This is a genomic window from Azospirillum sp. (assembly GCF_035628975.1).
In the GTDB taxonomy this organism is placed as follows: Bacteria; Pseudomonadota; Alphaproteobacteria; order Azospirillales; family Azospirillaceae; genus Azospirillum.
Map to the genome: position 1 here is coordinate 1 of NZ_DASPIS010000079.1, position 18,493 is coordinate 18,493.

The following is an 18,493-nucleotide window of genomic DNA, read 5'->3' on the forward strand; positions in this document are numbered from 1 at the left end:
CGCCATCCAGCATCTGGCCGGCATGAAGGACAGCAAGGTGATCGTCGCCATCAACAAGGACGAGGAGGCGCCGATCTTCCAGGTCGCCGACTACGGCCTCGTCGCCGACCTGTTCAAGGCCTTGCCGGAACTGCAGCAGGCCGTCTGACACCGTTCGTTTCCCCGTTACCCGAAGAGGTCCCCCATGACCGCCGCCGCGATCCCCTACACCCCGCCGCTGAAAGAGATCCGCTTCGTCCTCGACCACCTCGCCGGCATGGCCGACGTGGCGGCTCTGCCGGGCTTCGAGGATGCCAGCCCCGACATGGTGGACAGCATCCTGGGCGAGGCGGCGAAGATCGCCGAGAACGTCCTGGCTCCGCTGAACCGCATCGGCGACGTCCAGGGGGCCAAACTCGGCACCGACGGAATCGCCCGCACGGCGGAGGGCTGGGGGCCTGCGTGGCAGGCGCTGGTGGAGGGCGGCTGGAACGGTCTGCCCTTCGATCCGGCGCGCGGCGGCATGGGGCTGCCCAACCTGCTGAACACCGCGGTGCAGGAGATGTGGCATTCCGCCAACATGGCCTTCGCGCTCTGCCCGATGCTGACCCAGGGGGCGGTGAACGCGGTTCAGCTCTACGGCTCCGAGGCGCTTAAGGACATCTACCTGCCCAAGATGATCTCGGGCGAGTGGACCGGCACCATGAACATCACCGAGCCGCAGGCCGGCAGCGACCTCGCCGCCACCCGGTCGCGCGCGGTGCCGAATGGCGACCATTACCTTGTCAGCGGGCAGAAGATCTTCATCACCTACGGCGACCACGACCTGACGGAGAACATCGTCCATCTGGTGCTGGCCCGCCTGCCCGATGCGCCTCCGGGCGTGAAGGGCATCAGCCTGTTCGTCGTGCCGAAGTTCCTGGTCAATGCCGACGGCAGCCTGGGCGCCCGCAATCAGGTGAAGTGCGTGTCGCTGGAGCACAAGCTGGGCATCCACGGCAGCCCGACCGCCGTGCTGTCCTTCGGCGACGAGGGCGGGGCGACCGGCTTCCTGGTGGGCGAGCCGAACCGCGGCCTGGAATACATGTTCACCATGATGAACCACGCCCGGCTGAACGTCGCCATGCAGGGCCTGTCGATCGCCGAGCGCGCCTATCAGCAGGCGCTGGCCTATGCCCGCGACCGCGTGCAGGGCAAGCCGCTGGGCTGGAGCGAGGGCCAGTCGAAGGGCATCGTCAACCACCCCGACGTCCGCCGCCTGCTGATGGGCATGAAGGCGCGGATCGAGGCGATGCGCGGCATCCTCTACACCGCCGCCGCCGCGGTGGACGTGGCGCACCATCATGCCGACGAGGCGGCGCGCGGCCGGGCCGCCCTGCTGGTCGATTTGCTGACCCCCATCGCCAAGGGCTGGTGCACCGAGACCGGCCAGCAGCTGGCGTCGGACGGCGTGCAGGTCCATGGCGGCATGGGCTTCATCGAGGAGACGGGGGCCGCCCAGCATCTGCGCGATGCCCGCATCACCACGATCTATGAGGGCACGACCGCCATCCAGGCCAACGACCTGATCAACCGCAAGATCCTGCGCGACGGCGGAGCGACCGCCAACGGGCTGCTGGACGAGATCGCGGCGCTGGGCGGCGAGCTGTCCGGCCATGCTGACGACGCCTTGCGCGTCACCGGGGCCGAGTTGGCCGCCGCCGTGCTGGAGGCCAAGCAGGCGGTGGCCTGGGTGCTGAGCGTGGCGAAGCAGGATCCGCGCCTGCCGGCCGCCGCATCGGTGACTCTGCTGGAGCTGATGGGCGTGGTCGCCGGCGGCTGGCAGCTTGCCCGCGCCGCCAAGGTGGCGGCGGAGCGGCTGGCGGAGGGCGATGCCGACACCGCCTTCCTGTCGGCCAAGCCGCTGACCGCGCGCTTCTTCGCCACCCATGTTCTGCCGAAGGCGGCGGCGCTGCGGGCTACCGTCGTCAACGGCTCCGCGAGCGTGATGGCGCTGAGCGAGGAGCAGCTGTTCGGCGCGGCTTGACGGGGACGCGCTTGCCGGTTGGTGCCGGGGTCTTTGGCCCTTTGTTGGGTGTCGCGGGTGGTTGGGGGACCTCCCGCCACTGCCCCGGCGCCAGCCCGTCCAGTGTCCAGTCGCCGATCGACCAGCGGATCAGCCGCAGGGTGGGGAAGCCGACCGCCGCGGTCATGCGGCGGACCTGCCGGTTGCGCCCCTCGCGCAGGGTCAGCGCGATCCAGCTGGTGGGGATGGCGGCGCGGTAGCGCACCGGCGGATCGCGCGGCCATAGCGACAGGGGTTCCTCCATTTGCCGCACCTCGGCCGGCAGGGTGGGGCCGTCCTTCAGCGTGACGCCGCGGCGCAGAGCCTCCAGCGCCTCGTCGGTCGGGATACCTTCCACCTGCACCCAATAGGTCTTCGGCATCTTGTTGGCCGGCGAGGCAATGCGGGCGATCAGCGGTCCGTCGTCGCTGAGCGCCAGCAGCCCCTCGCTGTCGCGGTCTAGCCGGCCGGCGGCATAGACCCCCTTCACCGGCACCAGTTCCGCCAGGGTCGGGCGGCCCTGGTCGTCGGTGAATTGCGGCAGCACGCCATAGGGCTTGTTCAGCAGGATCAGGCGCGGCACGGGCTTGCTTCCTTGCGGAGTTCGGGAAAGGCGCTATCGTTCGCACCCCAACACCAATCTAAATAGCAGGGGTTCGGCCGTGACGCTTCTGTTCTGCTCCGCCAGCGACAGCGCCGAGGATTGGCGCCGGGAAATCGCCCGCCATTTTCCCGACCTGGAGATGCGCGTCTGGCCCGAGACCGGCGACGTCGCCGACATCGAAGTGGCGGTGGTGTGGAAGCCGCCGGCCGGCATGCTGGCGACCCTTCCCAACCTGCGGCTGATCGTGTCGCTGGGCGCTGGGGTGGAGCCGATCCTGGAGGACCCGACCTTGCCCGACGTGCCGCTGGTGCGGATGGTGTCGGAGGGGCTGACGGTCGATATGGCCGGCTATGTGGTCTACCAGGTTCTGTACTGGCACCGGCTGATGGACGCGTATGCCGCCTTCCAGGCCGAAGCGCGGTGGGAGCAGCTGGATCATCGTCCAGCCTCCGAGGTGACCATCGGATTCCTGGGCATGGGCGAGCTGGGGGCGGCATCGGCCCGCACGCTGCGGACCCTGGACTACCGCCTGATGGGCTGGAGCCGCAGTCCCAAGAGCATCGAGGGGGTGGAGAGCTTCTCCGGTCCCGACGGTCTGGCGGCGATGCTGCCGCAGTGCGATTTCCTCGTTTGCCTGCTGCCGCTGACCGGCGAGACCCGCCGCATCATGGATGCGTCGCTGTTCGCCGCCTTGCCCAAGGGGGCGGTGGTCATCAACGCCGCCCGCGGCGGGCATCTGGTCGAGTCGGATCTGCTGGATGCGTTGGACAGCGGCCATCTGCGCGGCGCCAGCCTGGATGTCTTCGCGACGGAGCCGTTGCCGGCCGACCACCCGCTCTGGCGCCATCCGCAGGTCCGCGTCACCCCCCATGTCGCCGGGATCACCCACCCGTCGCTCTGCGCCGTGCAGGTCGCCGACGCGGTGAAGGCCCTGCGCGAGGGTCGGCCGCTGCCCAATCTGGTGGACCGCAGCCGGGGCTACTGAGCTTAAAGTAAGATCTTCCTCGACCGTCATCCCCGCGACGGCTGGGATCCAGGCTTCCGGCTCAAACAGTTGAAAAGTCTGGATTCCCGCCGTCGCGGGAATGACGCTCGACGAAAGTGCTTCGGGAATTCCGGCGCAGTCGCGGCCCTTACAGCATCTGAATGGCGATGACCGCCAGCAGGGCCGCGATCACCCACAGGGCGGCGCGGTCCGAGCGGCGGCGGTGTTCCCAACCGTTCAGCATCTGGCGGACGGTCTGCGGGTGCAGGCGCACCCCGCCTTCCGCGATGTCGCGGGTCACCCGCTCCGCCTCGCTGACCAGGGCGGGGATGCGGCGGACGGTGGTCAGCAGGGCGCCGGCATCGTCGATGATCTGCGCCTCCGGCCCGCGGTTCTCGCGCATCCACTCCTCGATCAGCGGACGGGCCAGTTCCCACATGTTGATGTTGGGGTTCAGCAGCCGCCCGACGCCCTCGGCCGTCAGCATGCTCTTCTGCAGGAGCAGCAGCTGAGGCTGGGTTTCCATTTCGAACTGTTCGGTGACCGCGAACAGCTGGGCCAGCAGCCGGCCGACCGAGATGTCGGCCAGAGGCTTGTTCTGCAACGGTTCGCCGATGGCGCGGCAGGCCTGGGTGAAGATCTCGATCGACTGGTGGCGCGGAACGTAGCCGGCCTCGAAATGCACGATGGCGACGCGGCGGTAGTCGCCGGTCAGGAAGCCGATCAGCATGTCGGCGAGGTAATAGCGCGTCTCGCGGTCCAGCCGGCCCATGATGCCGAAATCGACCGCAGTGATGGTGCCCTGTTCGTTGATGAACAGGTTGCCGGGATGCAGGTCGGCGTGGAAGAAGCCGTCGCGGAAGACCTGGTTGAAGAAGCTGGCCGAGGCCATCGCCAGGATCTCGTCGCGGTCGAAGCCGGCGGCGGAGATGCGGGCTGGCTCGTCCACCTTGAAGCCGCGGATGCGCTCCAGCGTCAGCACCCGGCCGCCGGTGCGCTCCCAATCGACCCGCGGCACGTTGAAGGTGGGATCGTCCTTGAAGTTCGACGCCAGCTCCGATGCGGCGGCGGCCTCCATCCGCAGATCCATCTCCAGCCGGGAGGTGCGGGCGAAGGTGTCGACCACCTCGACCAACCGCAGCCGCTTCAGCCGGGGCAGCACCCATTCCGCGAGGCTCGCCAGCCGGTAGAACAGGTCGATGTCGCGTTCGAACGCCTCTTCGATGCCCGGACGCAGCACCTTGACCGCCACCTCCTGCCCGTCAGCGGTGACGGCGAAATGCACCTGCGCGATGGAGGCGGCGGCGACCGGCTTGTCGTCGAAGCTCTGGAACAGGGCCTGGACGGGTTGGCCGAACTCCGCCTCGATGATGGCGCGGGCCTGATGGCCGGGGAAGGGCGGCAGCTTGTCCTGCAGTTCCGCCAGATCGACGGCCATCCGCTCGCCGACCAGATCGGAGCGGGTGGACAGCAGCTGCCCCAGCTTGATGTAGGTGGGGCCGAGTTCGGCCAGCGCGCGGGCCAGCCGCTCGCCCTCGCGGCCGGGCACGTCCTTGCGGGCGACGCGGCGCCACAGCCAGAGCAGTCCGGGGGCGGTGCCGAGCAGGCTGGTGGGCAGGGCATCGTGACGGGCGACCGTTCGGCCGATCACGGCCATCCGGATCAGGTTGCGCAGGATACGGAACACGGGGTCTTAAATCCGCCAGCCGGAATGGATGGCGGCGATCCCGCCCGACAGGTTGCGCACGCGCACCGCACCGAAGCCCGCGGCCTCGATCCGTTTGGCCAGATCGGCCTGTTGCGGGAAGCGGCGGATGCTCTCGGCCAGATAGCGGTAGCTCGCCTCGTCCTTCGCCACCACGCGGCCCATGAAGGGCAGCACCTGGAAGGAATAGACGTCGTACAGCTCGCGCAGCACCGGCAGGACGACGTGGCTGAATTCCAGGCAATAGAACTTGCCGCCGGGCTTCAGGACGCGGTGGGCTTCCTTGATCGCCTCGTCGATGCGGGTGACGTTGCGCAGGCCGAAGGCGATGGTGTAGGCGTCGACCGAGCGCGAGGCGATGGGCAGCCGCTCGGCATCGCCGACCGTCCATTGCACGCCGGACAGGATGTTGCGGTCGACGGCGCGGTCGCGGCCCACCCGGACCATCGCCTCGGTGATGTCGCAGACCACCGCAGCCCCGCCGCCACGCTTAAGGAAGCGGAAGGCGATGTCACCGGTGCCGCCCGCCACGTCGAGCAGGGTCATGTCCGGCTTGGGCGCCACCATTTCCATCAGCGTGTCCTTCCACAGCCGATGGATGCCGCCCGACATCAGGTCGTTCATCAGGTCGTAGTTGGTCGCCACGCTGTCGAAGACGGCGCGGACCAGCCCGGACTTGGCGGACGGATCGACGGGGGTGAAGCCGAACCAGTTGCCTTCGGCACCGGACGCGGGCTTTTGCGGGTCGGGGGTGTGGTCGCTCATGGCCGGGAAGATAGCGCGGGCAGGGGCCATGCGCCAGCGGGGGCGTGCAATGCGGCAAGCGCTGCGGCGAATGGCGTAGGGCGGATGGGGGCGTTGGTTGGCGGTGAGGAGGATGGAACGGCGTGGAACGGATTCCGGAGACTGTTCCATCGGGCGTGGTTGGGCGGCGAGCCGGCGGTTCGATGCGGGATGAAACAGGGTGAAACACTTTTTCGCTGATGTTCCATCTGGCGCTCCCTCATTAAACCACTAGGCGCAAAATCCTAACATAAGGGCGAGCCGGTGAGGAGGAGGGCCGGAAAACCACGCGGCTCCCGATCCTTGCCTTACCCTTCACTCGGCCGCCCCGTCCCACATCCCCCTTGCATCCCGCTGCCCCCGCGCGTATAAGCGCATCCTTCCACGGGCGGCGAGGCTGGGCCGTATGGCTCAGGGCATGCCCAACCGTCCGATGGAATTCCGCCTCATTTCCCTCTAGGAAACGAAAATGCCCAAGCTGAAGACGAAGAGCGGCGCCAAGAAGCGCTTCAAGGTGACCGCCACGGGTAAGGTTCGCGCTCAGGCCGCCTACAAGCGCCACTGCCTGGAACAGAAGTCCCCGAACATGAAGCGCAACGCGCGCGGCATGATGACCCTGTGCGACTCCAACGCCCGCACGGTGCTGAAGAACTGGCTGCGCAACGCCTGATCTCGGCACATCATAGAATTCGGAAGGACTGAACCATGGCTCGTGTTAAGCGCGGCGTCACGACGCACGCCCGTCACCGCAAGATCCTGAAGCTCGCCAAGGGCTACCGGGGTCGCAATTCCAAGAATTTCCGCATTGCGGTCGAGAAGGTCGAGAAGGCGCTTCGTTACGCCTACCGCGACCGCCGCAATAAGAAGCGCGATTTCCGCGGCCTGTGGATCCAGCGCATCAACGCCGGCGTCCGTCAGTACGGCCTGACCTACTCGCGCTTCATCAACGGCATCAAGCTGGCCGGCATCGAGATCGACCGCAAGGTCCTGTCCGATCTGGCCGCGCGCGAGCCGGAGTCCTTCAAGACCCTGGTGGACAAGGCCCAGGCCGCGCTCGCCTCCAAGGCCGCCGCGTAACGCCTCGCGCTTCCCGCCCTGGGAACGCTTGCCGTCACGGCGTCAGTTGTAAGAGAAGGGAGCCGGGCCGCTGGGCCGGCTCCCTTTTTCTTTTTGCACCGTTTTCTTCCCCACGCTTGCCGGGAACCGCCATGCTCGACGCGCTGAAAGACGAACTTCTGTCGCAGGTCAACGCCGCCGCCGACCTTTCGGCGCTGGACGAGGTGCGGGTCTCCGCGCTCGGCAAGAAGGGGCGCATCACCGGCTTCATGAAGGAGCTGGGGAACCTCACGCCGGACGAGCGCAAGGAGCGCGGTCAGGCGCTGAACGCGCTGAAGGACGAGATCGCCGCCGCCATCGACGCGCGCAAGGCCGACCTCGCCGCCGCCCACCTGAAGGCGCGGCTGGAGGCCGAGCGGGTCGACGTGACCCTGCCGATCCGCCCGGAGACCGAGGGGCGCATCCACCCGATCAGCCAGACGATGGACGAGATGATCGCCATCTTCGCCGAGATGGGCTTCTCGGTCGCCGAAGGGCCGGACATCGAGGATGATTTCCACAACTTCACCGCCCTGAACTTCCCGCCCGGCCACCCGGCGCGCGACATGCACGACACCTTCTATCTGCCCGATTCGCCCTCAGAAAACGGGGCCGACAAGAAGATGCTGCTGCGCACCCACACCAGCCCGGTGCAGGTCCGCACCATGCTGAACAACAAGCCGCCGATCCGCATCATCGCGCCGGGGCGCACATACCGCTCCGACTACGACATGACCCACACCCCGATGTTCCACCAGATCGAGGGGCTGGTCATCGACGAGGCGACCAACATGGGGCACCTGAAGGGCTGCCTCGTGGAGTTCTGCCGCGCCTTCTTCGACGTGGACGATCTGCCGCTGCGCTTCCGCCCCAGCTTCTTCCCCTTCACCGAACCGTCGGCGGAGGTCGATATCGGCTGCTCGCGCAAGGGCGGCGAGCTGAAGCTTGGGAATTACGGCGACTGGCTGGAGATCCTCGGCTGCGGCATGGTCCACCCGAACGTGCTGGAAGCCTGCGGCATCGACAGCACCCGCTACCAGGGCTTCGCCTTCGGCATGGGGGTGGAGCGCGTCGCCATGCTGAAATACGGCATCCCCGACCTGCGCACCTTCTTCGAAGCCGACCTGCGCTGGCTGAAGCATTACGGCTTCGTCCCGCTCGACATTCCCAACATCGCCCACGGCCTGACGCGCTGAGGCGATGCCGACCATTGCCGAATTCGACGGGATCGTGATCCTGATGTATTATCAGGATCACGATCCGCCCCATTTCCATGTCGAATACGGTGAGTGCGAAGCGCTGATCCGCGTTGCGGATCTGGCGTTGATCGAAGGGGATGTACCGGGCCGGATCCTGCGCCGCGTCACAGAATGGGCGCGACCGAAGCAGGCCGATCTGGCGCTGAACTGGGTCAAGTGCCGCAGTCATGTGGCGCCGGATCGCCTGTAACGGGCCGAGTTTGGAGGGAAGCATGCCGGGTTTGCTGAAGAACCGCATCGAAAGCGCCACCCCGCTCCCGGAAGGCCGGCGGGTGCTGTTGCGCTGGGTCGGCGGTGCCGAGACCAGCGTCGACATGAGCCCCCTGATCGCCCGTGGCGGCGTGTTCGCGGCGCTTTCCGATCCGGCCCTGTTCGCCGCCGTCGCGGTCGGCCCGCGTGGCCGCTCGCTGGTGTGGCCGGGCGAACTGGACCTGGACGCCGACGCGCTGTGGTTCGAGGCCCACCCGAACGACAACCCCTTCACCCATTCCGCCGCGGCCGAGTGATCCTCACTCCCTTTCTCTTCGCCCCTCTCTGCCCGCCAGACATTCATCGCATCACGGACCCGCTCCCATGAAGTTCACGCTGTCCTGGCTGAAGGACCATCTGGAGACCGACGCCTCGCTCGACCAGATCACGGAGAAGCTGACCGCCCTCGGGCTGGAGGTGGAAGGCGTCCATGACCGGTCGAAGGAGCTGGCGCCCTTCCGCGTCGCCCATGTCGTCTCGGCCGAAAAGCACCCGGACGCCGACAAGCTGCGCGTGCTGATGGTCGATACCGGCGCCGGCACCCTGCAGGTCGTCTGCGGCGCTCCCAATGCGCGCGCCGGCATGAAGGGCGTCTTCGCGCCGGAGGGGACCTATGTCCCCGGTTCCGACATCACGCTGAAGAAGGGCGTCATCCGCGGCGTCGAGTCGAACGGCATGATGTGCTCGAAGCGCGAGCTGAAGCTGTCCGACGAGCATGAAGGCATCATCGAGCTGCCGGACGACGCCCCCGTCGGTGCCGGCTTTGCCGATTATGCCGGGCTGAACGACCCGGTCATCGACATCAACCTGACGCCCGACCGTGCCGACTGCGCGGGCGTGCGCGGCATCGCCCGCGATCTCGCAGCATCCGGCATGGGCACGCTGAAGCCGCTGACCGCCGGGCATCTCGACACCACCCCGGTGGAGGGCCGCTTCGCCAGCCCGATCGGCGTGACCATCGCCGCCCCGGAGGCCTGCCCGCTGTTCGTCGGCCGCTATATCCGCGGCGTGAAGAACGGTCCGTCGCCGAAGTGGCTGCAGGACAAGCTGGTGTCCATCGGCCTGCGCCCGATCTCGGCGCTGGTCGACATCACCAACTACCTGACCTTCGACGCCGCCCGCCCGCTGCACGTCTTCGACGCCGACACGGTCCAGGGCAACATCACCGTCCGCCTGGGCCGCGAGGGTGAGACGCTGGCGGCGCTGAACGGCAAGGAATACGCGCTGGACGGCGCCATGACCGTGGTGGCCGACGACGAACGGGCGGAGGCTCTGGCCGGCATCGTCGGCGGCGAGCCGACCGGCTGCACCGAGACGACCGTCAACGTCTTCGTCGAGGCCGCGCTGTTCGATCCGGTGCGCACCGCGCAGACCGGCCGCCGGCTGGGCATCGATTCGGATGCGCGCTACCGCTTCGAGCGTGGCGTCGATCCGGCCGCGGTCTTCGCCGGCATGGAACGCGCCACCCGCCTGATCCTGGAACTGTGCGGCGGCGAGCCGTCGGAACTGGTGGTCGCCGGAGCCGAACCGGACTGGAAGCGCAGCCTGAGCCTGCGTCCGGGCCGCGTCGCGGCGCTGGGCGGTGTCGACCTGCCGCGCGACCGTCAGGTGCAGATCCTGATGGACCTGGGCTTCACGGTCGAGGGCGAGGATGCGGACGGCCGTCTGCGCTTCGGCGTCCCGTCCTGGCGCGCCGACGTCCATGGCGAGGCCGATCTGGTGGAGGAGGTGCTGCGCGTCCACGGCTTCGACGCCATCCCGGCGACGCCGCTGCCGCGCGAGACGGTGCTGACCCGCCCGGCCCTGACGCTGAAGCAGCGCCGCGTGGCGCTGGCCAAGCGCACGCTGGCCGGCCGCGGGCTGTCGGAGGCGGTGACCTGGTCCTTCCTGTCCGGTCCGGTCGCCGAGCTGTTCGGCGGTGGCGAGCCGGGCCTGCGGCTGGTCAATCCGATCAGCAGCGACCTGGACGTGATGCGTCCGTCGATCCTGCCCAACCTGATCCAGGCCGCCGGGCGGAATGCCGACCGCGGCTTCGCCGACGTGCGCCTGTTCGAGGTCGGGGCGGCCTTCCGCACCCCGGCGCCGGATGGGCAGGACAGCGTCGCCGCCGGCATCCGCGCCGGCGCGGCCGTGCCCCGCCACTGGGCGGAGAAGGCCCGCGGTGTCGACGTGTTCGACGCCAAGGCCGACGCGCTGGCGGTGCTGGAGGCGGCCGGTGCCCCGACGGCCAACCTGCAGGTCACCACCGACGCGCCGGGCTGGTACCATCCCGGCCGGTCCGGCGTGCTGCGGCTCGGCCCCACCGTGATGGCCCGCTTCGGCGAGATCCATCCGTCGGTGCTGGAGACGCTGGGCGTAAAGGGGCCGGTCGTCGGCTTCGAGGTGATGCTGGACGCCGTGCCGCTGCCCAAGAAGAAGGGTGGCACCGCCAAGCCGATGGTCCAGCTGTCCGCCTTCCAGCCGGTGGAGCGCGACTTCGCCTTCGTCGTCGACCGCAAGGTGGAGGCCGACAAGATCCTCCGCGCCGTCAAGGGCGCCGACAAGGCGCTGGTCAAGGATGTCGCGGTGTTCGACGTGTATGAAGGTCCCGGCGTGGGCGAAGGACGCAAGTCGGTCGCCGTTTCGGTCACCTACCAGCCGACCACTGCGACCCTGACCGACGAGGCGATCGAGGCGGTCGGCCAGAAGATCGTCGCGGCAGTGGTCAAGGCCACCGGCGGAAGCCTGCGCAGCTGAGGATCGGCATCCTTCGGTTGAAGGAAAGACCGAGCAATACAAAGACCCCCCGCTTCGCCGGGGGGTCTTTTTTTGTGAAGCGGAAAAACTCAGAGAGAGTCGCTACCCGGTTACCCGATCACTCAAGCATATGATGAATCGCTGATTGAGGAATCCCGAGTGCTTTCGGTAAGGGAAGACCGTGGTACTCTTCGTTGCAATTCAATGTTTGACGAAGGCGTGGGGCTCTGTGGAAAGATCGGGTTGCCGGACAATTTGTCTACGGAAGGCCCGTGAATCGACCGATGTCACCGCTATGGCACAGGCAACGCTTCCATTGCCTTGGCGTGTTCGGTGGCAATCATAATGCTGATGACGAAGCTGGGGTAACCAATGGCTGAGCCGAAAGACGATCAAGCAAACAAACCGGCGTCGGTTAAGCCACTTATCGTTGTGGTTGACGATGATCGGTCGATCGTTGAAGGGCTGGCGATCCTGCTGGACGGCTGGGGGTACGAGGTGGTGACCGCGGTCAGCGCCGCCGCCCTGGAGGCGCAGCTCGGCGGCCTGACCCGGACGCCGAACCTGATCATCGCCGACCATTACCTGCCGGCCGGCCGGACCGGGCGCGAGGTGGTGGAGCGCGTCCGCACCGAAACCGGGCAGCAGATCCCGGCTATCATCCTGACCGGCGACAGCACCCCAGAGCGGCGTGACGAGGCCGAACTGATGGGCTGCCAGCTGCTGCTGAAGCCGGTGCAGGTCGGGCCGCTGCGCGAGGCGGTGGAAGCGCTTTGCCGCCCCTGAGGACGGGGTAAACAGCCGTCCGACAGCGCGCAGGATTCTAACGCGTTGCCGGACCCATCCGGTCGATGTCCGGCAGCACCGCAAGAAAGGCATCGACAACCGCCGGGTCAAAGCGAAGCCCCGCCAGCCGCCTGATCTCCGCCACCGAGTCTTCCCGGGACAAAGCCTTGCGATAGGGGCGGTCGCGCGTCATCGCGTCATAGGCGTCGGCGACCGCGACGATGCGGGCGCACAGCGGGATCGCCGCCCCGGTGCGGCCGTCGGGATAGCCGGTGCCGTCCCAATTCTCGTGATGCCAGCGCGCCACCGCCGCCCCCAGATGCAGATGGGTGGGGCCATCGGCCAGATGGCTCGCCTGGTTCAGCAGGGTGGCGCCGGCCACCGTGTGGGCCTGCATGGCGCTGCGTTCCGCCGGGTCGAGGGGCCCGGGCTTCGACAGGATCTCCGGATCGACCGCGGCGTTGCCGATGTCGTGCAGGATCGCCGCCAGCCCGATGATCTCCAGCGTCGATTCGTCCAGCGACTCGGGGAACAGTCCATCGGCATGCAGGCGGCGGGCGATGCGTTCCGTGATCGCCGCGATGCGCAGCGACCGGCTGAAGCGGCCATCCTCCACCGCCTCTACCGCAAGCCGGTGCATGCCGAGCACGCCGCGACCGCCTTCGGCCATATCGGCCAGTGCCGCCAGCGTGCCCTGCTGCGCCCGGTAGAGCTGTTCGTAATGGTGCAGGTTGTCGAAACCGACGGAGATCTTGCCGCAAAACACCTCGATCAGCTTGCGGTCCAGGTCGGACAGCGGCCGGTTGGAGCGCAGATAGACCACCGTCTCGCGGTCGTTCGGCGTGCGGATATAGAGCGTGCAGTGATCGCCGGCATAGAGGTGCGTCCGCTTTTCCAGGCAGGCGGTCACCGCCGCCAGCACCGAAGCGTCGACGTGGCCGGCGGCGGGCTCGTTGATGAGATCCTCGAAGCGGCCGGAACCGGCCAGCACATAAAGACCAGCGCAGTCTTTCCCCTCGCCGCCACCCCCCTCGCCATTCCCTTCGCCGCTGCCGCCGCGCTGCATGCAGAGGATCGCGTCCGGCCCCACCCCCAGCAGGCCGGACAGCTGGGTCAGCACGCCCGCCGCGAACAGCTTCATGGAGCGGGCGCGGAACAGCGACGACGAGGCCTCGATGATCTTTTCCAGGCCGCGGCGGTTGGCATCGATCGCCACGATGTCCTCGTAGGAGCGCAGCGCCGCGACCGTGGTGGTGAACAGCTGCTGGGCGGTCAGCTGGGTCTTCGCCTTGTAGTCGTTGATGTCGTAATCGAGGATCACCGCGCGTTCCGGCGCCTGTCCCGGCTGGCCGGTGCGCAGGATGATGCGGACGTTGCGGTTCTGCAGCTCCTCGCGGATGTGATGGACCAGCCGCAGGCCGGCATCCTCGGTCTCCATCACCACATCCAGCAGGATCAGCGCGATATCGCTTTCCCGCGCCAGGATCCGCCGCGCTTCCGCCGCCGAATGGGCGGACAGGAAACGTGCCTTGCGCCCCTTGTAGGCGAAATCCGACAGGACGAGCTTGGTGATCGAATGGACCTCCGGCTCGTCATCGACGATCAGCATGGTCCAGCGGCTGCCGGGCTCCTCCTCTTCCCACGGACCGGCGTCGGGAGCCGCGTCGTCCAGGAACACCAGATCCTCGTCGGCATTCTCCGGCATGGACCCTGTATCCGCCTGGGGCGGATCGGGCTTCGCGTCGTCTTGCGGGGCGGTCGGGTCGGCGTTGGTCATGGCTCTTCGTTCGTGAAGGGGTCATGAGGGAGGGCGCGGCCGGCCCGTCTGGTGCAAATCCATCAAAACGTATCCAGCTCGATCACCGTACAATCGAGTCCGCGTTGCGCCAACGTGCCGCAGGCGGTGTCGACCTGCAACCGCGTGAAAGGGGCGACCCCCACCTCGTACAGCAGCCGGCCCTTGCGGAAGACCGGCCACACCATCGGCGGCAGGTCGCGATAGGCGCTGCCCGGCCCGGCGGTGAACTCCTTCCAGGCGCGCAAGCCCTCGGCATAGCTGACATATTCGCCGAGCTTGATGCCGTAGAGCATGCCCGGTTCGACCGGCGGCATGCCCGGCAGCGGATAGGGCGCGACCACCCCGACCAGCCCCTGCACCGGCGCCACCGCGCGGGAGCCGGCCGGCAGCGCCAGCGTCGCCTCGCCGTTCGCGGCGCCGATCAGCGCCACCACGTCGCCCTTGCGCAGGGTGAAGCCGCGCCGCTTGCGGTTGCTCAGGATCTCGGTCGCGGAAATCGGGCCGGCGGCGACGACATAGCCTTCCGCCGGGGTCTGGGCGGCCTTGTCCCAGGCGGCGCGCGGCACGACGGCGGCGCTGCGGTGGGGCAGGGGGGCGTCCGCCGGCTGGCTGGCGGCCGGCTTCGGCGGGCGCGGCCCCTCGCCGCCGATCGCCGGCCGTCCGGTGACCATCAGCGCCGGGTCCAGCGAATCGGCGGGGACATAGCCGATGGGCTGGCCGCCGATGGCGATCTCCGTCCAATAGGTGCCGCGCGGGGTGCCCAGCGCGTTCAGCGCCTTTCCCTGCTTCAGCGTCATGACGATGCGGGCATCCTCGCTGGGGCCGATCCGAACCTCGATGTCGCGGTTCAGCACGACCTCGCCGGTCAGCGGCGCGCCAATGGCGACGGGGCTCTGCGCCCGGGCCGGCGGGATGGCCGCCATGATGCTGCCGAGTCCAAGGAGGATGGCGGCGGAGACGGACGCTGCGGTCATGACGTGACTTCCCTCGCAGGCACCGGCACATCGCGGTTCGGCACCCGGCGGCCCAGCATCTGCCGGCCGACAAGGTCGTGGATGGCGTCGGCCAGCAGGCGCACCGGCTTGGGCGCCGTGCCGCGGGCGCGGTGCAGGGCGATGTCGATGTCGGGCAGTTCCGGAAACCCCTCCGCCGCACCGATGCGGCGCAGGCTGGGCGGGATGGTGCAGTTTTCCATCGCCGTCACCCCCAGCCCGCCCATCACCGCGCCATGGACGGCGACGACGCTCTTGCTGGTGAAGGCGACGCGCCAGTCGCGCCCCATCCCGTCGAGCGCGGCGACCGCGAGGTCGCGCACGACGCAGCCCTTGGGGAACAGCGCCAGCGGCAGGGGATCGAGGCTCTCCACCGGGCGGTGTCCCGGCGGCGGACCCGATGGAGATACCGGCTCCTGCGGCGGGGCGACCCAGGACACCGGTTCCTGCCGCACCAGTTCGCCGCCGGCCTCGCCGGCCTTGCGGGTGACCAGAGCCAGATCGTAGCGGCCCTTGTCGATCTCCGCCACCAGATCGGGGCTGTTGTCGCAGATCACCTCCACCATCACGTCGGGATAGGCGGCGTTGAAGCGGGCCAGCACGTCCGGCAGCAGCATGGTGGCGTAATCGTCGGGCGTGCCGATGCGGACGCTGGCCACCGTCGGGCTGCGGTGCATCAGCGCCATCACCTCGTCGTTCAAGGTCAGCATGCGCCGGGCATAGGCCAGCAGCACCTCGCCGTCGCGGGTCATGCGCACGCCGTGGGTGTCGCGTTCGAACACCCGCTTGCCCACCGTGTCCTCCAGCCGGCGCACCTGCTGGCTGACCGCCGCCTGGGTGCGGCCCAGCCTTTCGCCGGCACGGGTGAAGCTGGCGCTGTCGGCGACGGCCACGAAGGCGCGCAGCAGGTCGGTATCGAGATTGGCGGGCATGGCGGGGGACCGGAAGTTGCCTCCCATTCAACCAGAGCGCCTGCCCATCCGCAACGATGCGGTCATTACGAATCGTGATGACGGCATAATGGCTATTCGTTTCCAAGGGAATGGAGCGCGGCCCATGTTCGGTCTCCGATCGCTTTGGAGTTTCCGACCATGTCCCTGTTCGCCGCCTGGACCAGCGTGGTTCTCGCTGCCGCCCGAATCGATCCGCCAGCGGCGCCCCCGCCGGCGGTGCCGGAACCGCGGCGGTTTCGCCTTGCCTACAACCCGGTTCCGGCAGCCGCTCCAGCACCCGGCCGGCGGTTGGTTGCAGAGGAGGCTCCGGCGTCGGTGCGGACTCCGCTGACGCTCCAGGGGCGGCTGTGCCTTGAGAAGTAGCGGGGGGTCCGCCTATCCTGCAGCCGACAGGAATGCGGGAGGAGCGGACGATGGCGCGGGTCTATGTGCTGTACACCGGGGGCACCATCGGGTGCGTCACCAATCCCGACGGGGCGCTGGCCCCGGTGCCGGGCCCGGAGTTCGAACGGCTGGTCCTGTCAATGCCCGGCCTGTCCGGCCATGGGGTGCGGGACTACAAGGATCTGACCTGGACCATGGGCTGGTTCGACCGCACGCTCGACAGCTCCAACATGACTCCGGCGGACTGGATCGCCATCGCCCGGCGGCTGCTGTCGGTTTACGACGAGTATGACGGCTTCGTCGTGCTGCACGGCACCGACAGCATGGCCTACAGCGCGTCGGCCCTGTCCTTCCTGCTGCCCGGCCTGACGAAGCCGGTGGTGTTCAGCGGGTCGCAGGTGCCGCTGACCTTCACGCTGAGCGACGCGCTCGCCAATCTGGTCGGCGCCGTGGTGGCGGCGGGGACCCTGCCAGTGCCGGAGGTCTGCGTCTATTTCGACACCAAGCTGCTGCGCGGCAACCGGTCGTCCAAGGTCGACGCCAACCGCTTCGCCGGTTTCGATTCGCCGAACTTCCCGCCGCTCGCCACCGTCGGCAGCGTGATCGCCCGCAACGAGCCTTACTGGCTGCCGATGCCGGACGCGGCGGTCTCGCTGGATGAGCCGGAGAACCGGGCCAAGCGGCTGGCGGTGCTGGACGCCCAGGCGGCGGCGCTGGCGGAATTCTCCGTCGTCATGCTGTGGCTCTATCCCGGCATCCGCGCCAGCACGGTGTCGGCGATGCTGACCGGCACAAGCCCGGCGGCGAAAGGGGCGGTGCTGCTGGCCTTCGGCGAGGGCAACGGCCCGACCGACCCGGATTTCCTGTCTGCGCTTTCAGCCGCGGTGAAGGCGGGCGTGGTGCTGATGGACAACACCCAGGTGCAGCGCGGCGCCGTGCTGCCCGGCGCCTACGCCACCGGGCTGGGCGCCATCGGCGCCGTCGGCGCCTATGACATGACGCCGGAGGCCAGCTACGCCAAGCTGGTCTGCCTGCTCGCCGGCGGCCTGGACACCGGCGCGGTCAAGGCGGAGATGCCGAAGCCGCTGGCCGGCGAGCTGACGGTGATCGTCTGAGGGTGATCGGGGGCTGATGCCCCTGTCCGGAGGCGGGGGCCATCGGGCTTCCCGCCTCCGCCGGTGGCTTACTCCATGCCGGGCTTGTTCGGAGACATGATGCGTTCGTCCATCGTGCCCTGGCCCATGGAGCCGCGGTTCATGGTGCCCTGATTCATCGAGCCCTGATTCATCGAACCCTGGCCCATCGAGCCCTGGTTCATCGACCCGTGGTTCATGGTGCCCTGGTTCATGGAACCGGCGCCCATGCCGCCCATGGAGCCGCCCATCGACCCACCCATGGCCCCACCGGTCGAGCTGCCGTAGCCGGTGTTGGCTTGGCTGGCATACTGGGCGAGCTGCTGCAGCTCGTTCTGGTCATGCATGATGACGACCTGACGGCCGCGGCGTTCGAAGGAGGACGGGGTGAGCATGACGGTCTGGCCGGTCTTGGCCATCTTCAGCTCGACCATCGTCTGGCCCTGGGCGTCGGTGGTCACGTTCTGGATCGTGCCGGCGACCGGCCCGCCATGGCGGTGGACCACCCGCTTGCCGATCATGTCGCGGCTGGCCTGGACGTCGCGGGCGCCGGTGTCCATCGTGCCGTTGGCGACCGCGTTGGCCCTGCCGGAACTGGTCTGGGCATGGCCCGGCGCGGCGGCGGCCAGCAGCAGCAGGGCCGGCACCGCGGCGGCGAGAATCTTGCGCATGTCATCCTCCCGGATTGGACTCGAAGAAGGGTGCGACGCCTGCGGACGCGCATGCCCTTGGGGAAGATGACGCGGCAAGGCGGGATTTGTTTCCGGAGGAGTGGAAAGAAATCAGTCCGATCTGCGATGGCGAGGACCGCCGCGGCCTACCGGTTTCGTCTTCAGTTCGCCCAGCCCATGCGTCTTGAAGTAATCGGCGAGCGCGGCAGTCAATACACCTTGAATTGATCCCCGCGCGGAATCGCCGTTCATTTTGAGTGCAAGTGCATGCTCGTGCACGATCTTCCAGTCCTCGCGCTCGAGCTTCACCGTCAGGGCAACAAGATCGTCAGCCATG

The 18,493-nt window shown here is 68.2% G+C and carries 19 protein-coding genes and 1 pseudogene; 12 read left to right on the top strand and 8 right to left on the bottom strand.

The annotated features are described in order from the left end of the window. Together VD964_RS16880 and VD964_RS16885 are read left to right on the top strand one after the other, a co-directional pair. Positions 1-148 (top strand): annotated as a pseudogene (locus tag VD964_RS16880) (electron transfer flavoprotein subunit alpha/FixB family protein); the annotation flags it as partial. Between the two features lie 36 nt (positions 149-184). Further along, positions 185-2,005, top strand: a complete 1,821-nt coding sequence (locus tag VD964_RS16885) for an acyl-CoA dehydrogenase C-terminal domain-containing protein (protein ID WP_324869680.1) — start codon at positions 185-187, stop codon at positions 2,003-2,005. On the opposite strand, the gene VD964_RS16890 is transcribed toward VD964_RS16885, so the two are convergent. Then, on the bottom strand, positions 1,947-2,606 hold the full coding sequence (locus tag VD964_RS16890) for a pseudouridine synthase (protein ID WP_324869681.1): 660 nt from the start codon (positions 2,604-2,606) through the stop codon (positions 1,947-1,949). The two genes, VD964_RS16885 and VD964_RS16890, sit on opposite strands and share 59 nt — an antisense overlap. Before the next feature lie 79 nt (positions 2,607-2,685). On the opposite strand from VD964_RS16890, the gene VD964_RS16895 reads away from it, so the two are divergent. After that, positions 2,686-3,612, top strand: a complete 927-nt coding sequence (locus tag VD964_RS16895) for a glyoxylate/hydroxypyruvate reductase A (RefSeq protein ID WP_324869682.1) — start codon at positions 2,686-2,688, stop codon at positions 3,610-3,612. Between the two features lie 148 nt (positions 3,613-3,760). Here the strand turns inward: VD964_RS16895 and ubiB are convergent, their stop codons facing one another. Next, positions 3,761-5,299 (bottom strand): 2-polyprenylphenol 6-hydroxylase, encoded by a 1,539-nt coding sequence (gene ubiB / locus VD964_RS16900; protein WP_324869683.1) that lies wholly within the window; start codon positions 5,297-5,299, stop codon positions 3,761-3,763. Between the two features lie 6 nt (positions 5,300-5,305). After that, positions 5,306-6,082, bottom strand: a complete 777-nt coding sequence (locus VD964_RS16905; protein ID WP_324869684.1) for a class I SAM-dependent methyltransferase — start codon at positions 6,080-6,082, stop codon at positions 5,306-5,308. Between the two features lie 487 nt (positions 6,083-6,569). Here VD964_RS16905 and rpmI point away from each other — a divergent pair, with 487 nt between their 5' ends. The 7 genes from rpmI (at position 6,570) to VD964_RS16940 (ending at position 12,225) form a co-directional block, all read left to right on the top strand. After that, positions 6,570-6,770, top strand: a complete 201-nt coding sequence (rpmI, locus tag VD964_RS16910) for a 50S ribosomal protein L35 (protein WP_012975158.1) — start codon at positions 6,570-6,572, stop codon at positions 6,768-6,770. A 35-nt stretch (positions 6,771-6,805) separates the two neighbouring features. Then, complete coding sequence (gene rplT / locus VD964_RS16915) at positions 6,806-7,177, top strand: 50S ribosomal protein L20 (RefSeq protein WP_149228229.1); 372 nt, start codon at positions 6,806-6,808, stop codon at positions 7,175-7,177. Between the two features lie 131 nt (positions 7,178-7,308). Next, entirely contained in the window at positions 7,309-8,391 is a 1,083-nt protein-coding gene (gene pheS / locus VD964_RS16920; protein ID WP_324869685.1) for a phenylalanine--tRNA ligase subunit alpha, read from the top strand. Between the two features lie 4 nt (positions 8,392-8,395). Beyond that, on the top strand, positions 8,396-8,644 hold the full coding sequence (locus VD964_RS16925; protein ID WP_324869686.1) for a DUF4160 domain-containing protein: 249 nt from the start codon (positions 8,396-8,398) through the stop codon (positions 8,642-8,644). A gap of 22 nt (positions 8,645-8,666) precedes the next feature. Beyond that, positions 8,667-8,960: a DUF2442 domain-containing protein gene (locus tag VD964_RS16930; RefSeq protein WP_324869687.1), complete on the top strand. Its 294-nt coding sequence runs from the start codon at positions 8,667-8,669 to the stop codon at positions 8,958-8,960. Between the two features lie 67 nt (positions 8,961-9,027). Beyond that, the gene (gene pheT / locus VD964_RS16935; protein WP_324869688.1) at positions 9,028-11,439 is read left to right on the top strand and encodes a phenylalanine--tRNA ligase subunit beta; all 2,412 of its coding nucleotides are present in this window, start codon (positions 9,028-9,030) and stop codon (positions 11,437-11,439) included. A 432-nt stretch (positions 11,440-11,871) separates the two neighbouring features. Beyond that, entirely contained in the window at positions 11,872-12,225 is a 354-nt protein-coding gene (locus VD964_RS16940) for a response regulator (protein ID WP_149228226.1), read from the top strand. 37 nt (positions 12,226-12,262) lie between these two features. On the opposite strand, the gene VD964_RS16945 is transcribed toward VD964_RS16940, so the two are convergent. The 3 genes from VD964_RS16945 to VD964_RS16955 all read right to left on the bottom strand — a co-directional run bounded on the left by VD964_RS16945 (position 12,263) and on the right by VD964_RS16955 (position 15,947). Next, positions 12,263-14,002 carry a DUF3369 domain-containing protein gene (locus VD964_RS16945; protein WP_324869689.1) on the bottom strand — a complete coding sequence of 580 codons (1,740 nt, stop codon included), beginning with the start codon at positions 14,000-14,002 and terminating at the stop codon, positions 12,263-12,265. A 62-nt stretch (positions 14,003-14,064) separates the two neighbouring features. Then, a complete protein-coding gene (locus VD964_RS16950) occupies positions 14,065-14,997 on the bottom strand; it encodes an SH3 domain-containing protein (RefSeq protein WP_324869690.1) in 933 nt (310 codons plus the stop codon). After that, positions 14,994-15,947: a LysR substrate-binding domain-containing protein gene (locus VD964_RS16955; protein ID WP_324869691.1), complete on the bottom strand. Its 954-nt coding sequence runs from the start codon at positions 15,945-15,947 to the stop codon at positions 14,994-14,996. Before VD964_RS16955 ends, VD964_RS16950 begins: the two co-directional genes overlap by 4 nt. A 159-nt stretch (positions 15,948-16,106) precedes the next feature. Between VD964_RS16955 and VD964_RS16960 the strand changes: the two genes are divergently transcribed. Together VD964_RS16960 and VD964_RS16965 are read left to right on the top strand one after the other, a co-directional pair. Beyond that, positions 16,107-16,331: a hypothetical protein gene (locus VD964_RS16960; RefSeq protein WP_324869692.1), complete on the top strand. Its 225-nt coding sequence runs from the start codon at positions 16,107-16,109 to the stop codon at positions 16,329-16,331. Positions 16,332-16,381: 50 nt separating this feature from the next. Beyond that, positions 16,382-17,467, top strand: coding sequence for an asparaginase (locus tag VD964_RS16965; RefSeq protein ID WP_324869693.1), 1,086 nt, complete (start codon positions 16,382-16,384; stop codon positions 17,465-17,467). A gap of 68 nt (positions 17,468-17,535) precedes the next feature. Here VD964_RS16965 and VD964_RS16970 read toward each other — a convergent pair whose 3' ends face one another. Together VD964_RS16970 and VD964_RS16975 are read right to left on the bottom strand one after the other, a co-directional pair. Next, positions 17,536-18,156, bottom strand: coding sequence for a hypothetical protein (locus VD964_RS16970; protein ID WP_324869694.1), 621 nt, complete (start codon positions 18,154-18,156; stop codon positions 17,536-17,538). Between the two features lie 111 nt (positions 18,157-18,267). Then, on the bottom strand, positions 18,268-18,492 hold the full coding sequence (locus VD964_RS16975) for a hypothetical protein (RefSeq protein ID WP_324869695.1): 225 nt from the start codon (positions 18,490-18,492) through the stop codon (positions 18,268-18,270). Between the last annotated feature and the right edge of the window lies 1 nt (position 18,493).

Coding starts and splice junctions, on each gene's coding strand:
- rpmI (WP_012975158.1), top strand. CDS start 6,570: ATGCCCAAGCTGAAGACGAAGAGCGGCGCCAAGAAGCGCTTCAAGGTG.
- VD964_RS16945 (WP_324869689.1), bottom strand. CDS start 14,002: ATGACCAACGCCGACCCGACCGCCCCGCAAGACGACGCGAAGCCCGAT.
- pheT (WP_324869688.1), top strand. CDS start 9,028: ATGAAGTTCACGCTGTCCTGGCTGAAGGACCATCTGGAGACCGACGCC.
- VD964_RS16885 (WP_324869680.1), top strand. CDS start 185: ATGACCGCCGCCGCGATCCCCTACACCCCGCCGCTGAAAGAGATCCGC.
- VD964_RS16930 (WP_324869687.1), top strand. CDS start 8,667: ATGCCGGGTTTGCTGAAGAACCGCATCGAAAGCGCCACCCCGCTCCCG.
- rplT (WP_149228229.1), top strand. CDS start 6,806: ATGGCTCGTGTTAAGCGCGGCGTCACGACGCACGCCCGTCACCGCAAG.
- VD964_RS16955 (WP_324869691.1), bottom strand. CDS start 15,947: ATGCCCGCCAATCTCGATACCGACCTGCTGCGCGCCTTCGTGGCCGTC.
- VD964_RS16970 (WP_324869694.1), bottom strand. CDS start 18,156: ATGCGCAAGATTCTCGCCGCCGCGGTGCCGGCCCTGCTGCTGCTGGCC.
- VD964_RS16950 (WP_324869690.1), bottom strand. CDS start 14,997: ATGACCGCAGCGTCCGTCTCCGCCGCCATCCTCCTTGGACTCGGCAGC.
- VD964_RS16975 (WP_324869695.1), bottom strand. CDS start 18,492: ATGGCTGACGATCTTGTTGCCCTGACGGTGAAGCTCGAGCGCGAGGAC.
- VD964_RS16925 (WP_324869686.1), top strand. CDS start 8,396: ATGCCGACCATTGCCGAATTCGACGGGATCGTGATCCTGATGTATTAT.
- VD964_RS16965 (WP_324869693.1), top strand. CDS start 16,382: ATGGCGCGGGTCTATGTGCTGTACACCGGGGGCACCATCGGGTGCGTC.
- VD964_RS16905 (WP_324869684.1), bottom strand. CDS start 6,082: ATGAGCGACCACACCCCCGACCCGCAAAAGCCCGCGTCCGGTGCCGAA.
- pheS (WP_324869685.1), top strand. CDS start 7,309: ATGCTCGACGCGCTGAAAGACGAACTTCTGTCGCAGGTCAACGCCGCC.
- VD964_RS16960 (WP_324869692.1), top strand. CDS start 16,107: ATGTCCCTGTTCGCCGCCTGGACCAGCGTGGTTCTCGCTGCCGCCCGA.